Annotated in this window: 12 protein-coding genes; 5 read left to right on the top strand and 7 right to left on the bottom strand. The window is 48.3% G+C overall.

Annotated features, from left to right (window positions below; translation table 11 throughout):
• Nucleotides 1-85: 85 nt before the first annotated feature.
• A complete protein-coding gene (locus tag AC4EHJ_RS11365; protein WP_490975737.1) occupies nt 86-1,183 on the top strand; it encodes an ABC transporter ATP-binding protein in 1,098 nt (365 codons plus the stop codon).
• A 676-nt stretch (nt 1,184-1,859) separates the two neighbouring features.
• Here AC4EHJ_RS11365 and AC4EHJ_RS11360 read toward each other — a convergent pair.
• The 3 genes from AC4EHJ_RS11360 to AC4EHJ_RS11350 form a co-directional block, all read right to left on the bottom strand.
• Entirely contained in the window at nt 1,860-2,321 is a 462-nt protein-coding gene (locus tag AC4EHJ_RS11360) for a DUF2512 family protein (RefSeq protein ID WP_490975736.1), read from the bottom strand.
• A gap of 216 nt (nt 2,322-2,537) precedes the next feature.
• The gene (locus AC4EHJ_RS11355) at nt 2,538-4,280 is read right to left on the bottom strand and encodes a DNA/RNA non-specific endonuclease (protein ID WP_490975735.1); all 1,743 of its coding nucleotides are present in this window, start codon (nt 4,278-4,280) and stop codon (nt 2,538-2,540) included.
• Between the two features lie 92 nt (nt 4,281-4,372).
• Nucleotides 4,373-6,742 carry a M14 family zinc carboxypeptidase gene (locus AC4EHJ_RS11350; protein ID WP_490975734.1) on the bottom strand — a complete coding sequence of 790 codons (2,370 nt, stop codon included), beginning with the start codon at nt 6,740-6,742 and terminating at the stop codon, nt 4,373-4,375.
• 254 nt (nt 6,743-6,996) lie between these two features.
• Here AC4EHJ_RS11350 and AC4EHJ_RS11345 point away from each other — a divergent pair, with 254 nt between their 5' ends.
• From AC4EHJ_RS11345 to AC4EHJ_RS11335, 3 genes are all read left to right on the top strand, one after another.
• A complete protein-coding gene (locus AC4EHJ_RS11345; RefSeq protein ID WP_490975733.1) occupies nt 6,997-7,794 on the top strand; it encodes a DUF817 domain-containing protein in 798 nt (265 codons plus the stop codon).
• Between the two features lie 73 nt (nt 7,795-7,867).
• Nucleotides 7,868-8,341, top strand: coding sequence for a GNAT family N-acetyltransferase (locus tag AC4EHJ_RS11340; RefSeq protein WP_490975732.1), 474 nt, complete (start codon nt 7,868-7,870; stop codon nt 8,339-8,341).
• A gap of 79 nt (nt 8,342-8,420) precedes the next feature.
• On the top strand, nt 8,421-8,792 hold the full coding sequence (locus AC4EHJ_RS11335) for a DUF5655 domain-containing protein (RefSeq protein ID WP_490975731.1): 372 nt from the start codon (nt 8,421-8,423) through the stop codon (nt 8,790-8,792).
• Nucleotides 8,793-8,854: 62 nt separating this feature from the next.
• Here the strand turns inward: AC4EHJ_RS11335 and AC4EHJ_RS11330 are convergent, their stop codons facing one another.
• The 3 genes from AC4EHJ_RS11330 to AC4EHJ_RS11320 form a co-directional block, all read right to left on the bottom strand.
• Nucleotides 8,855-9,745, bottom strand: a complete 891-nt coding sequence (locus tag AC4EHJ_RS11330; RefSeq protein ID WP_490975730.1) for a TIGR01777 family oxidoreductase — start codon at nt 9,743-9,745, stop codon at nt 8,855-8,857.
• 101 nt (nt 9,746-9,846) lie between these two features.
• Complete coding sequence (locus AC4EHJ_RS11325; protein ID WP_490975729.1) at nt 9,847-10,674, bottom strand: undecaprenyl-diphosphate phosphatase; 828 nt, start codon at nt 10,672-10,674, stop codon at nt 9,847-9,849.
• 247 nt (nt 10,675-10,921) lie between these two features.
• Nucleotides 10,922-11,368 carry a DUF4385 domain-containing protein gene (locus AC4EHJ_RS11320; RefSeq protein ID WP_490975728.1) on the bottom strand — a complete coding sequence of 149 codons (447 nt, stop codon included), beginning with the start codon at nt 11,366-11,368 and terminating at the stop codon, nt 10,922-10,924.
• Nucleotides 11,369-11,663: 295 nt separating this feature from the next.
• Between AC4EHJ_RS11320 and AC4EHJ_RS11315 the strand changes: the two genes are divergently transcribed.
• Nucleotides 11,664-12,308, top strand: a complete 645-nt coding sequence (locus AC4EHJ_RS11315) for a hypothetical protein (protein WP_490975727.1) — start codon at nt 11,664-11,666, stop codon at nt 12,306-12,308.
• A 251-nt stretch (nt 12,309-12,559) separates the two neighbouring features.
• Here AC4EHJ_RS11315 and AC4EHJ_RS11310 read toward each other — a convergent pair whose 3' ends face one another.
• Entirely contained in the window at nt 12,560-14,197 is a 1,638-nt protein-coding gene (locus AC4EHJ_RS11310; protein ID WP_490975726.1) for a thiamine pyrophosphate-binding protein, read from the bottom strand.
• Nucleotides 14,198-14,216: the final 19 nt, after the last annotated feature.

The raw sequence follows: 14,216 nt of genomic DNA, 5'->3' as shown, positions 1-14,216 counted from the left end.
CATTTTTAGGCACGTTTAACATTCTCATAAAGCCATCGTTCGGTTATGCTGTACCAATGACGAAACTATTATTGGGGGAAAACAAATGACTGGCTTATCATTAGTGAATATCAGAAAAGAATACGAAAAAGGTGTAGTTTCCGTACAAGACTTCAACTTAGAAATTCGCGATAAAGAGTTTTTGGTACTCGTGGGGCCATCAGGTTGCGGGAAATCAACGACACTGCGCATGATCGCTGGACTCGAAGACATCACGGAAGGCGATTTGTTCATCGGCGACAGAAGAGTCAACGACGTTTCGCCAAAAGACCGCGACATCGCAATGGTATTCCAGAACTATGCGTTGTACCCGCATATGACTGTTTATGAAAACATGGCGTTCAGCTTGAAACTGCGTAAAATGAAAAAAGAAGACATCAAAGCGCGCGTTGCCAATGCCGCAAAAATCCTTGGCCTTGAAGATTATTTGAACCGCAAACCGAAAGCTCTATCAGGCGGTCAGCGCCAGCGTGTCGCATTGGGCCGCGCAATCGTCCGCGATGCGAAAGTCTTCTTGATGGATGAGCCTTTGTCGAACTTGGATGCGAAGTTGCGCGTACAGATGCGTGCAGAAATCCAGAAGTTGCACCGCCGCTTACAGACGACGACTGTCTACGTTACCCATGACCAGACAGAAGCAATGACAATGGCGACGCGCTTGGTTGTTATGAAAGACGGATTTATCCACCAAGTCGGTACGCCGAAAGAAGTTTACGACTTGCCTGAAAACATGTTCGTTGGCGGCTTTATCGGTTCGCCTTCGATGAACTTCCTGCGCGGCAAATTAGTCGGCAGCCAGTTTATGATGAACGACATCCAGATTCTTGTCCCTGAAAGCAAATTGAAAATGCTTCATGACCAAGGCTATGACGGCAAAGAACTCGTTCTCGGCATCCGCCCTGAAGACATCCATGATGAGCCAATTTTCCTTGATCATTCACCGCATACCAAACTTAAAGCGTACATTGACGTTGCGGAATTGATGGGCTCGGAAATCATCCTCTACTCCAAAGTGAACGACCAGGATTTCGTAGCGCGCGTCGATGCGCGCTTCAATGTCGAAGCTGACACTACGATTGACATGGCATTCGATATGAACAAAGCCCATTTCTTCGACAGCGAATCTGAATTGCGCATTCGATAAAAAAGGCTGTATTCCGCAAAACGGGTGCTGAAAACTGAAAATCCCTTCGCTTCTGCGAAGACTGTTCCAAGCTGCCGGTCGTTTCCCGGCAGCTTTTTCTTTTGCTTTTTTCAAACAGGGCCGATGCGGCTAGTTCACCCGTTAACCGGCATTATTCCAGCGTTAACATGACTTATCGGTGAGTTAACCCGATCTAGCCGGCAATTAACATGAACTGTTTTGACTTCAACCCGCATTAACAGAAACCCTCTCTCCACGATGCAAGTTCAAGGGCAGAATTGGAAAAGCCATTCGCTTTGGCGAACGGCTCCTTTTATTGAAGGGCGCATTCCGCCTCGGCGAAATGCAATCATATAGCCCGACTAACTTATAGAGCAGGAAGATTAACCAGCGCTAGCATACACTAATTCGATTTTATCCATCACTAGCAAAAAAACATCTCTCAGCAATCCACATGCTAGTACAAAATTTGTAGGAGCGGCTGGAAATCCCGCCGCTCTTCTTTGTTGCATTGCGCTGTTATTTGTTATTCATAGATTAATATGAATATAACTTTTTACTTGCGTTTTTTTGCGCTCAGCGAAAAAGCAAACGGAAAAATGATCATAACAAAAGGAGTATTGGATTCATCCCAATACTCCTTCTATTTCACCGCTCAGTTATGAGCTTTCAACTATTAACGATCTGAATTGCCTGTTGCTGCACGTCCGTTCTTTTCAGGGAAGACGTTGCGGTCCAGGTATTTATGGAAGAACCATTCGCCTGCACCAATAACAAGGGCAGAAATCAATGCCGCCTGCACGATGTCTTCAGCGTTTTCGATCAATGCATCTCCCATCAACCAAATCACCAAGAATGCTAGGACGATGTCGGCGATTGTCGCCATCAGATTGCGTTTGTTGTGGTCTTCGCGGTCATTGTTATGAGTAGAGTTATTGTGGTTTGCACCATTATGCTGTGCCTGTTTGCCGGCTTTGCGGAAAATCATCAGATCCCCCAATGCGTAAGCAAGCAATGTCAGCACCAAGCTGATCAATAGCGTTTTCTCGAATTCCACATCATAGATGCCGGTTAAAATAATTAAAAGGACAACTGCAATCATAACAAATTTGATAGCTAATGCTTTTATGTGATTCATATTTTTTCCTCCTTTCATAATTTTAATTAACATTCAACCTTACAGAATATATATACCCATTTTTCTATACATAAACCTATTTTGTAATAATTTTTTCTTGAAATTTTAATGATACTTCTACTTGCCTTTATTAAAGAAAAAAAGGCGAATTCCGGCCAAAAACCATAAAAAATGACAGCCGAAAAATTGGCTGCCTTTTTGCATTTAGCTAAGCACTTAAAACAAAATATCCCTTTTGCTTGCAATCGTTCTGCCCCCAACCATCTCCAAATTAGCCAATGGATCGTGTGGCTGCAGACCGCTGAAATCGATGCCAGCCAATTTATCGAGGAGCGCCACCGGCACCTGGAAAGTCTGGAACGGCCCATAGACGAATTCCAAATCCTCGATCAAGTCTCGCTGAGTCAGCAAGTAAGCTGTTGCTGACAGCGTACCGTCTTCTTTGGCCATAACCGCTACTTTCCAGAATTCGGCCGGAATTCGGAATTCACCCCGGTACAAAACATCGTCTTCCCGGAAAACCGGTCCGGTGAAGACGTTCACTTTAAAACCATTGGCCCCTGCGTTTTCCAGGATGTAATCTTCCAGGCTAAGCCAGGTCTTCTGATTAAGTGCTTTGTGCTGCGGCACGCTATTGGTGAAATGGAACGTATGGGCATTCGCCTCAATAGCATCCCTTCCCCAGTTCGGGTCCTGCCTTCTTGTTAAATGTCCGCGGTCCAGGTCATTCCGGTCATACAACTCCGGCCCGCTCTGGAATTCCCTAGCCAGCCGAGGATCGAAATACCATTTGTCATTCGAGCGCTGGACGCTGACCAATTGGCTGCCGTCGATGTTCACTGCCGAATAATAGGCAAGCCGCCGCGACCTGCTCATGACAATGGAAAAATGCGTATAGTCGAGCTTTGTCTCGCCGTCCAATGTTTCCGCAACATCCGCTCTATTTCTTACTGGCGGAAGCGGCACGTCCATCCCAAGCCCCAGAAACGCCGCGTCGTATCCGTTTGCGCCGCTGTACCAATCGGCATCGAGTTCGCCGACTTCCATCGGCTGGGGAACGGCGTCCCGAAGCGGCGCTTGGGGCAATATGGCATCCAGCAGACGGGATTCCGCTGCGTCCAGGTTCCCGCGCTCGCCGTCCAGATGGCGGAGAATCGAACTGATCCGGATGCCTTCATTGGCAATCCATCTACTGGAATCATTCGGATCCGGCACGCCAGCATGATGCAGCGCGGCGACGATCCACTGGTCATTGAAAACCGGTGAGCCTGATGAACCCGGCTCGGTATCGCTTACATAATGGACAAAATGGTCCGACAGGAACTTCACTTCGTTTTCCCGGACCGTCACCGCTTTCGGTCCCCCTTGCGGATGCTGGATGATGGAGACGTATTCACCTTCCAAAATCTTTCCGGGCATCGGCAGCAGCGGCAAATGGCCAAAATCCGAAACCAACGCTCCGCTCAGCGCCTTTTCCTGTACGGCAATGATCGAAAAATCCAGCGCTTCATCAGTGATGAACAGCCTCTCCGGCTCCAGCCGAAATGAGACAATGGTACGCGGCATGAAATTCACATCGTCTTCGTAATTGAACTCCGCAACGGCATTCAATGCGGTGTCATACGTATCAACCACATGATTATTGGTTAGGATCAGCGACGGTGAAATCAAAAAACCGGTGCCGTAGCCTTTGATCTGCCCCTGGTGGTTGCGCAGCGAAATGCGGCACACCGATTTTCCAGCATTTAATCCGGCTTCAAGATAAGCGATTGGAAACAAATCGCTGTTGTGGATGATTCGTTCTGTTGCGAGACTATCATGCGGGTTGATGACGCTCCGGCGCACTTCCATCGCTTCAGGTCCTGCTGCCACTGTTGCTTCCATCGCTCTTTCCTGTTGGAGTTTCTGGTAGCGAGCCAGTGCTTCTTGTTCAATATTCTCCATTCTTACATCTGTCATGCTGTCCTCTCCTTTATGGCTGGATTTTCAACATTCGACTTTGCAATGGAAAAAGAGCAGCTGATGAAAATCGGCTGCTCTCTATTGATCGTTTATTTCGTGTAAAGTGCGTTTGATACGAGGCGGAACAAATAATCTGTGTGGTCGCGGAATGCTGGCTCGAGTCCGATCAGCGTGACGTCTTTATCGCTTTCGCGGATAATGACCGGCTGGCCGGAAGCTGCCTGGTTCCCTTTCCAATGGCCTGCCATGAAGAAGTCGCTGTCATCGAAGGACGCTTGGACTTCTCCTGCTTCAGCTCCTGTGTACCAAGCCGGTCGATAAACGAAACCGATGTCGTCCTGGCTGTAGCCCGCTGTAATGCCGGTGCCGTCGTAGTCAACAGAAACGATGCCGTTGCTGTTGCTGCCGCCGCTATTGACGCTCACTTGCGTTAAGCCGAGCGTTTTGGTTGCGCGCGATGCGCCAGCTCCGGCTGCGATGTATTTGCCGCCGTCAGCGATGAACGCGTTGATGTTCGCTTTGAATTGATCCAATTGAGCAGCATTCTGGAAGCCGAATTCTTTGTTTGCCGCGCTTAAGTTTGTGGAAATCAAGCTTTCCGTGCCATTGTAGACGAACGCGTCAAAGCCTGCAAGGCCAGCTTCCGCCACTTCTACCGGTGACAGTTCCGTGACATCAAAACCAAGGCGTTCAAGCGCCAAATTCATGCCTGCATGCGACTGCACTTTGCCCATGCCGCCGTCTTCAAGGATGGCGACTTTCACAGAAGAAACCGCTTCGGCATCAGCCGGTACAGAACCGCTCTTCACTTGCAGGCCGGATGCTTTCACCGCTGCTGCGATTGTGTTGGCTGGCGCTTCCACAAAGAAATCTCCTGTTGTTTCGCTGCGTTTCACTGCAACGCCTTCGGCAAGAAGGCTGTTGACCAATTCAACCGCTTTGACGGATGAATTCGGAATAGTGAACGGCCCTTTTCCGGTTACCGAACCTTGTCCTTTTACTTCATTGACTTTCGTTGCTGCTACGTTGAACTCCGTGTTGACGGCGAATGCGTCAAAGCCCCAAAGTTCAGGTAGGCTCCAGGCAGAAATGTCGTACATTGCCGGCGTGTCATCGGTGATGTCCTCGCCGTCCCACAGGAACGTGTTCGCAAGGCCCGCTTTCGCTTGGTCCAGCTTCACGACATATGAACCTTTTTTATACGTCTTGCCTTCGACAGTGAAATCTTTCGTCGCTTTGATCACTTCAATATCGTTCGTAATCAAATGGTTGACCGCTTTTTCCGTTACCGTCGAATCTTTTTCATCCACTGGCAGCACATATGCTTCCGGGAAAAAGCCGTCTGCATGTAACGGATGGTCAAAGTCGATGCCGCGTTTGAAGATTTCAATCTGGTCCGTGATCATTTCGTCTTTATTGTCCGTTGCATATTGCAGCGCGCCCATGACGGCATCGTACATCCACTTCACGCCGTCTTCATCGTTTGTCGGCGCTTCTAATGTGTGGCCGTATGCACCGTGGTACATGGCGTACATCGGTGTGAAAATCGGCGGGTAATCGTCCCAGCCAGCCGCGTCGTCGCGCTGCGGTACATACGTACCCGTCATGTTCTGATAAATCGTGCCTTCGTATTCGCTTTTATTGCTCATAATCTCGGCTTCCATCGCTTCTGCTTGGCCATACGCCCATTTATTGTACAAATCGTACTCATAGTTCGGGTTATGCGGCGGCGTGCAAGGTTCGATCAAGCCTTGTTTGTTCGGTGCGTAATTTTTCACGTAGCCATGCGTATCGAGGAAAACCATCGGGTTCCATTCGGTAATCAAGTCAACGGTGTGCTGCGTTTCCGGCTGTGACTGCGTCACAAAATCACGGTTCAAATCAATGCCTTCGCCGTTAAAGCGCGTAGCGTCAATACGTCCGTCCGGATTGGCGACGACGTTGAAGACGAGGATATTGCTAGCCAGGATTTCTTGTGTCTGCACATCGTTTTGCGTAGCAAAGCGTTCGATCAATTGAAGCACCGCATCGCTGCCGACAAACTCGGTGCCATGGATCGAACCGTTGATCATGATCGGCACTTTGAAATCTGGATTATTGGCGATCCAGTCTTGTGCTTTACCTGGATTTTTGAACATCTGTTTGCGCAACGCCTGATTTTGGCCGAATTTGCCGCCTGATTTCGGATCAGCAATGGTCACGACATACAACGGGTTGCCGTCAGCCGACTCGCCTTGCACTTCCACTTTGATGCGGTTGGATGCTTTGTTGATGCGCTCTAACTCTGCACCGATCTTTGAGAATTTCGTAAAATCGTAATTCTCTGCGTTGAATTTGCTGCCGTCCTGCTCCTCTAAAGCGTTGACGTATGTAGTTTTCGGAGATTCTGCGAGAACCGAAGACCAAGGTGCTGTGGCGAGCATACTCATTGCTAATAAACCGCTTACTGTTCTTTTCATCTGATTTCCTCCAATTTTTATATTGTGTATAAATATTAGTTAACATTAATAATAATTGAAGCTTTTGGTAAATACTATCAAACTATGCGACTAAAGTATAGTCAATTTAATAGGATAAAGGTCATATTTTGTTTCATATGTGGGCTTGCATTTCCCTTTTTCATGAATCTAATTCCTCCCTTTCCAGAAACCTTGCCTTCCAATTCGGCGTTCTTATTGCAAAGGCTAAAACTGGAAAGCGGAGGTGGACCACCATGTTGAACTTTTTGCGATTCGGATATTTGCAGGCGGTATCCTGTATCTTCCCTGTTATCATCTTTGCTGCATTGGCAGTTTCAAAATTCGTTGAAATCCCCTTTTTGCCGCGCTATGATTTCATTTTGCTCATCTGCATCTTGGCACAGGTGTTCATGCTGGCATCGAAACTCGAGACATGGGATGAGTTCAAAATCATCTGTGTATTCCATGTCATCGGATTGGCGCTCGAATTGTATAAAGTGCATATGGGCTCGTGGGCGTACCCCGAAGAAGCTTATAGCAAATTTTTCAGCGTGCCGCTTTATAGCGGCTTTATGTATGCGAGTGTCGCGAGTTATATCTGCCAATCGTGGCGGCGTCTCGACCTGCAGATTTTTGGTTGGCCAAAGCCGTTTTACTCAATCGCAATCAGTTTCTTGATTTACGCGAACTTTTTTACGCATCATTTTTTGTATGACATCCGCTGGGGCTTGAAAGTGTTGCTGTTTCTCGTCTTCTTCCGCACAGTCGTGTCGTTCAGACTCCATGACAAAACCTATAAAATGCCGCTGATCCTGTCCTTTTTGCTTATCGGTTTTTTCATCTGGATCGCTGAGAACATCACGACGTTTCTCGGTGCCTGGCAATACCCGGACCAGCAAGCCGCTTGGTCGCTTGTCCATATCGGCAAGATTAGTTCTTGGTTCCTGCTCGTCATCATTTCCATCATCATCGTGGCGCAGCTAAAACGCGTGAAAAGTTCGGTACAGCAGCCCAGACGCGCGCTTGTTCCGCTTCATAAGGAAAACTTATAGAAACCGATCTTTTATTTCGAATTAACTTATGCGTCAGAGTCAGGTAAGATGGAAAGAAATCGGAGGTGAGGACATGCCTTTAACTTTCAGGCAGGCAGTGAAACAGGACGTCGGGCGGATCGTGGAGATGCTCGCGGATGACGTATTGGGGAAGGAGCGTGAACGTTACGCGCAGCCGCTTCCGGCAAGTTATTTAGAGGCGTTCCAGGCAATCGATGCAGACTCGAACAATGAATTGATCGTGGCTGTCGACGGAACTGGCCGCATTATAGGCGTTCAGCAAGTAACGTTCACGCCTTATTTGACGCATCAAGGCTCTTGGCGCGCAACGATCGAAGGCGTGCGGACGGATTCAACGGTGCGCGGACAAGGCATCGGCGGACAGCTGATCCGCCACGCCATCGAGCGCGCCAAAGAGCGCGGCTGCCTTCTCGTCCAGCTGACAACAGACAAACAGCGGCCGGACGCGCTGCGGTTTTATGAAGGGCTTGGTTTTACCGCTAGCCATGAAGGAATGAAGATGAAATTGGAAACAGAAGGGCAATAAAGTGAGAGAACCGAAATATGGGTTCAAGGGGTTGTGGAAACGAAAGCTGCAGACCCCCCTATTAAGAAGGAGGGAACGTATGGACAAGGAGGGGTGCGATTTCTTTGCGGCCATGCCAGCTGTTCTTCCGATTTACGAACGGTTAAAAGACAGTATATCAGCCGTTGTTCCACAAACACGTGTAGAAGTCCGGAAAAGCCAAATTTCTTTTATCGATAAGCGGGTATTTGCCGCTGTCTGGCTGCCACCCCGAAAAATCAAAGGGCGTCCAGACCACTATCTTATTGTGACGCTGTGGCTCGGCCATCCGATTCAGAGCCCCAGAATAGCGGAGGCTTCACCCATTGATCCTGGACGATGGGCGAACCACATTATCCTTGCCGACGCCGCGGAAGTGAACAATGAATTTTCAGGATGGGTTGCTGAAGCTTTAAAATTCTCACTCCAATGAAAAAGGAAACCCAAAGCGGTCTCCTTTTTTAATGCTTATTTATAGAAAACTGTCAGGTTGTTCTACTTCTTTACAATCTCTGCCAACGCTTTATCGAGTGTTTCATACTGGAATTTAAAGCTCGCCTGCTCCAGCCGCTCCGGGACGACCCATCGGCTCTTGAGGATCAATTCCGGTTCTGTTCCCAGTGCCACGGCCCCCAGTCCAAGCATCCATTTTGCTGCCGGCAGCCCGACTTTACGGTTCATCGCTCGGCGCATTGATGCCATCATATCGCTATTAGACACTGGGACCGGCGCGGAAGCGTTGAAAATACCGCTCAATTTTTCATGGTCGCGCATGAACAGCACAATACGGTACAGGTCTTCGATGTGGATCCAGCTGAACATCTGTTTGCCAGAGCCCTGCTTGCCGCCGAGCCCGAAGCGCACCATGTTTTGATACGGCTCCATGGCACCGCCTCCGCTGCCAAGGACGATTGCCATGCGCAGCGCAACACGGCGCGTGCCCTCTAATTTAAAATTGAAAAAAACCTGTTCCCATGCCTTGCCGACGTCCACCGAGAATCCTTCTCCCAGTTCGCCGTCCGCTTCCGCCATCGGCCGGTCTTCGGCGTGGCGGTAAATGGTCGCTGTACTGGCGTTGATCCACAGCGGCGGTGGATTTTCACAGGCCAGCATCGCTGTGCTCAGAATTTTCGTCGTTTCCGTGCGCGATTTCAGGATTTCATCTTTATTCTTATCGGTGTATCGGCAATCGACCGATTTCCCCGCCAAATTGATAAGCATATCTGCGCCTTCCAGCGCAGCGACGATGCCGTGATGGTCTTTCCACATGACGTGGTTGTTGAGCCTTGAAATGATGTGCACTTCATAGCCGGCTTCCGTTAGCTGCGCCCCAAAATATTGCCCGATAAATCCGGTTCCGCCTGCGATAACTACTTTCCGCTTCATCTGCTCTCCCCGTTTCTATTGTCAGTTAGTATACTAACGTTTCAAGCACTCCAAAAGATTCATAAAAAATAGGCATCCAGGAAATTTCTGGATGCCCTTTTTTATAGGAAGACAATAACCGATAAAATCGCCGCTAAAATCAGACGATAAATAGCGAAAGGTGTCAGTTTCACTTTCGCAATCAGCTTCAGGAAAAAGCGAATTGAGATCAAAGCGAAGATGAAAGCACTGATAAAACCGACTGCATAAAACGATAGATAATCCATCGACAGTGTATCCAGGTTTTTCAGTACCGATACAAGACTTGCACCGATCATAATCGGTACGGCCATGATGAACGTGAAATCTGCCGCGGTGCGGTGGCTCATGCCGAACAGCACGCCGCCTGAAATCGTCGCGCCTGAACGCGAGAATCCCGGCCATAGCGACAAACATTGCACAAGCCCGACTTTAAAGGCTTGCTTGTATGTAATTTCATCGAGCGAGTTGACTTTCGGCACGCGCGGCCCGAATTTATCAGCGGCAATCATCAGGATTGCCCCTGCAACCAATGCATAGATGACTGTTTCTACTCCGAACAAATGGTCATCGATTAAATCCTTGAATGCAAAGCCCAATACGACAGCTGGCAGCATGCCGACAATGACGTGAAGCAAGTTGAAATTCTTGTTCGTTTCTTGGCCTTCAATTTTGTATAAACCGACCAGGCTGAACAAACGTTTCCAGAACACGACAACGACCGCAAGAATCGAGCCAAGCTGGATGACAATCTTAAACGTATTTGCCGGATATTTCCCAAGAAACTCCTGCGATTTCAGCCACATATCATCCACGATGATCAAGTGCCCGGTTGATGACACAGGCGCAAACTCGGTCATCCCTTCCACAAAGCCCAGTATTAAGGCTTTCAATAAATCCATCCATTCCATTATTTCATCCTACTTTCTGCAAAGAGAGCACGGCTTGAGAATTCCGTTTCGCCAAAAACAGCCTTTTACTGGCAGATGCCTCTGAACTCTTATGTATGTAATTTCCCTAAGGCTCTCTCCTAATGAATTCCGTTTTTATTATAACAGAACATGTTGCTTTGCCGAAATCGCTGGAAAATTTTAATATTACGGTCTCCTTTTGTTGGATAAGCAGGCAGCAATACGGCTAAAGGCAGCGGTGCCGCCTTTAGCCGTATTTTTTCTGATGTTCTTTCTTGCGTCTGAGATAGTCTTCGTCTTCACGGAGCTCATCCCATTTCTTTTTGAAAATGGCAGCTGACTTTGCTTTTTCCGGATCAATCTGCCGTTCTTTGATGGTTCTGTCTTCGTTGTATTTTCTTCCGCCTTTGTAATTCGTGTAACGCCGAGCCCGGGTATAGCCCATCTGGATAAACTTGCGCGCCATGTCCATGCCGACAAAATCATCTTGTTTGCGGTATTCTTCGAACATCTCGTAAATTTTATCACAGGATTCCTGCGCAATTTCCGGCGTTTTGAAGCGCCAATGCGGTAAAATTTCGCCTTTATAAGGCTCCACAAGCAAGACTCCCTGCTCCCCTTTGCCCACCCGATACAGTTCCGGATGTTTCCGCAAATCCAAGTTCTTGTAATCGAGGTCATAATCAAAAGCCATTTGCACACACTCCTTTTTTATTTGCTTACCCGCTTAAGTGCGAATTGATGCACACCGTTTGGCTGTGGCTATATTTAGGACGGCAAAAGAGCTAGTTCATGTAAAGCTTGGATTACTGCCGATTAACTGCGGGTTAGTTCATGTCAATGCCGGATTAATTCATGTTAATTTTTAAAATTACCTAATAATTGTCTTTTTTTACATAATTCCAACAAATAATACTTATCGATTCATCTTTTTTAGGATATAATTTCAATATAAAGAAAATTCATCCGTGACTCAGGGGGACGCTTGTATGAAAACTATTCAACCATCTTCAAACGAATCAGTGGCACACCATACTGACAAAACTGAGCGAATGGATGCTATCGTCCGCAATTCCGGAGGTGCGCTGGACGGCGACAAAATCTGCCGCATTGTCTATGAAGCGTTCGGAATCGATTATTGCATGGTCCCGGTGCTCGAAAAAGAGATCGGCTTGCTTGTGAAAAAAGATGATAACGCTTCCATTGCGGCAATCGACCATTATTTGGCTACCCGTGAACACGCCGCAGACGGTCCCGGCATCCGCAAAATGATGAACGAATTATTCGGCACGAATCTTGAAGGCATCGCCGCTCTCAGCCGCACACGTATTTCGCTGTATTCAAAAGGCCAATGGATCGCTCGCAAGGACGGCGACCTTTTTGAAATCCACACCGGTTTTGAGGACATCGACGTCAAAGTCATCCCTTCTGCATTCTTCACTGCACAGACGGGATTCCACAAGCTTCCTGACCCTCTCGAACAGGCCCTTTGCGCTCTCGGCTATACGTTCAATTATCAAATCAGCGCGTTTTATTACTGCAACCCCGAAGGGCGATCCGTGCCGGACCACTTCAAGCGGCAAACCGTCAATACCATCATTGCGGTCACGAACGAACATTATTCCCAACTGTAACGCCCTCTTCTATAAGAGGGCGTTACAGACTGCCGAGAAACTTAGATGGTTCTTTGCATTTCGCTTCAGCGCACTTTCATGTCTCGAAGCTAGCGCAGCGATGCAGAGACAGAGACAGGAGCATATGTTTTAGCGGGGCTGTTTTGCGGAATATCGACTAAATAAGAAAAATGAATTATCTTTCTCAACAACTTCTAAACCCCCCTCTTCTATAAGAGGGGGGTTTTACTTTCTATTAATCGTTCAGGCTTTTATTTGCCGAATGAAGACAGGAATTTTACGCGATCGCCCATTGGCGGCGTATTGTTGTCGACAAGCGCTACTTCCAGAACTGCTGGTCCGTTGAGGCTTGTCAGGCGGTCCAATACATCCTGGTTTAAATCATCCATTGAATCCACCCGGAAACTCGGAATGTTCATCGCAGCTGCCATCGCTGAAATATCAACAGGCTCTTGCTCGAATGACGCATGTACGCGCTTGTATTGAAGCGAATGGCCGTGGTAGACCATACCGAGGCGTGCGTTGTTCATGACGACAAAAAGAATTGGCAGTTTATGCTCTTTCGCTGTCAAAATTTCCATGCCGTGCATAAAGAAGCAGCCATCCCCCGTCACTGCGACAACCGGACGTTCAGGCTCTGCGAACTTCGAGCCGATGGCAACGTTCAAGCCGCTGCCCATCGCGCCGAAATGGACATTGATGTCGAATGTTCCTGTTTCTGGAACGTCCATATGATGGATGACATACGCCATGAATTCACCGATATCGATTGTGTAGCGCGTTTCAGCAGGCAAGTATTGCTGCAATTTCAGCAATACGTTTTTTGTGCTGTATTCTGTAAGGTCCGCTGATGGCATTTCGGCAAGCGGCGCGTCTTTAGGCCGTGCCGTCAATCCAAGCGCTTTCAGTTCCTCAATCAGGAATGCCAGGCTCAAGTGGATGTCGCCAAGGATTGGCGCATCGACTTCGTATTTGCGGTTGAATACGGAAGCGTCAAAATCCAATTGAACAAGGAAGCGGTCTTTTGCCATATTGGCATTGTAATTATTCGTAGCGGTTTCGCCAAGGCTTGAGCCGATAACGAGAAGTGTTTTTCCGTCTCCTTCATTGATCAGCTTCGACGCCATGTCGCTGCCTGCAAATCCGAAGATTCCCGCAAACAAAGGGTGGCTGCTCTTCATGATGCTTTTGCCTTGCGGCGAGACCATAATCGGCCAATCGAGTAATTCCGCAAGTTCGACAAGCTGATCCGTGGATTGGCTTGCGCCTTGCCCTGCAAAGATATAGCCTGTTTTGCGTTCCGCCATTTCTTTTGCGGCGAATTTGATCGCATCGAGATCGGGCGCCATGTCGCGGCGCACTGGCGGAGCCGGAATTTCCGGTGTGCCCACATCGCCTTGCTGAACATCGATCGGCATTGCAATATGGACCGGCCCCGGAACGCCTGAAATCGCAATTTCCGTCGCTTTGGCAATTTCTTTCAACAGGTCCTTGGCATCCTTCACCGTCACGCTGTATTTGGTCACGGACTTGAAGACCGGATCCGCGTCCAATTCCTGCGACGCGTTCAATCCCATCGTGCTGACTGGAACCGCTCCTGTGATGAACAAAACCGGCAAATGTTCACGCATCGCATTGGCTGCGCCGGTCACCAAATTGGTTGCGCCCGGGCCGCTGCTGCCGATGCAGACGCTCATCTTATTCGAGTATTTTGCGTAGGAAGCAGCCATATAGCCCGCTGCTCCTTCGTGCTTCGCCACAACCGATGTAATTTCCGGCATGTCGTATAATTCATTGAAAAACGCATTGACAGATCCTGCTGGTATGCCGAATACGTGCGTCACTCCCGCGCCTTTTAAATATTCTAATGCAGAACGTACAGCTTTCATGATATTCCCCCTGGATATG

It is taken from the genome of Planococcus sp. TJ-301 (assembly GCF_058268475.1).
Note: the sequence above shows the minus strand (reverse complement) of the source record. Positions and strands in the feature narration are given on the sequence as shown.

Bases quoted from the DNA above. Each gene is read 5' to 3' on its own strand.
- AC4EHJ_RS11365 (WP_490975737.1), top strand. From the start codon at position 86: ATGACTGGCTTATCATTAGTGAATATCAGAAAAGAATACGAAAAAGGT.
- AC4EHJ_RS11360 (WP_490975736.1), bottom strand. From the start codon at position 2,321: ATGAATCACATAAAAGCATTAGCTATCAAATTTGTTATGATTGCAGTT.
- AC4EHJ_RS11355 (WP_490975735.1), bottom strand. From the start codon at position 4,280: ATGACAGATGTAAGAATGGAGAATATTGAACAAGAAGCACTGGCTCGC.
- AC4EHJ_RS11350 (WP_490975734.1), bottom strand. From the start codon at position 6,742: ATGAAAAGAACAGTAAGCGGTTTATTAGCAATGAGTATGCTCGCCACA.
- AC4EHJ_RS11345 (WP_490975733.1), top strand. From the start codon at position 6,997: ATGTTGAACTTTTTGCGATTCGGATATTTGCAGGCGGTATCCTGTATC.
- AC4EHJ_RS11340 (WP_490975732.1), top strand. From the start codon at position 7,868: ATGCCTTTAACTTTCAGGCAGGCAGTGAAACAGGACGTCGGGCGGATC.
- AC4EHJ_RS11335 (WP_490975731.1), top strand. From the start codon at position 8,421: ATGGACAAGGAGGGGTGCGATTTCTTTGCGGCCATGCCAGCTGTTCTT.
- AC4EHJ_RS11330 (WP_490975730.1), bottom strand. From the start codon at position 9,745: ATGAAGCGGAAAGTAGTTATCGCAGGCGGAACCGGATTTATCGGGCAA.
- AC4EHJ_RS11325 (WP_490975729.1), bottom strand. From the start codon at position 10,674: ATGGAATGGATGGATTTATTGAAAGCCTTAATACTGGGCTTTGTGGAA.
- AC4EHJ_RS11320 (WP_490975728.1), bottom strand. From the start codon at position 11,368: ATGGCTTTTGATTATGACCTCGATTACAAGAACTTGGATTTGCGGAAA.
- AC4EHJ_RS11315 (WP_490975727.1), top strand. From the start codon at position 11,664: ATGAAAACTATTCAACCATCTTCAAACGAATCAGTGGCACACCATACT.
- AC4EHJ_RS11310 (WP_490975726.1), bottom strand. From the start codon at position 14,197: ATGAAAGCTGTACGTTCTGCATTAGAATATTTAAAAGGCGCGGGAGTG.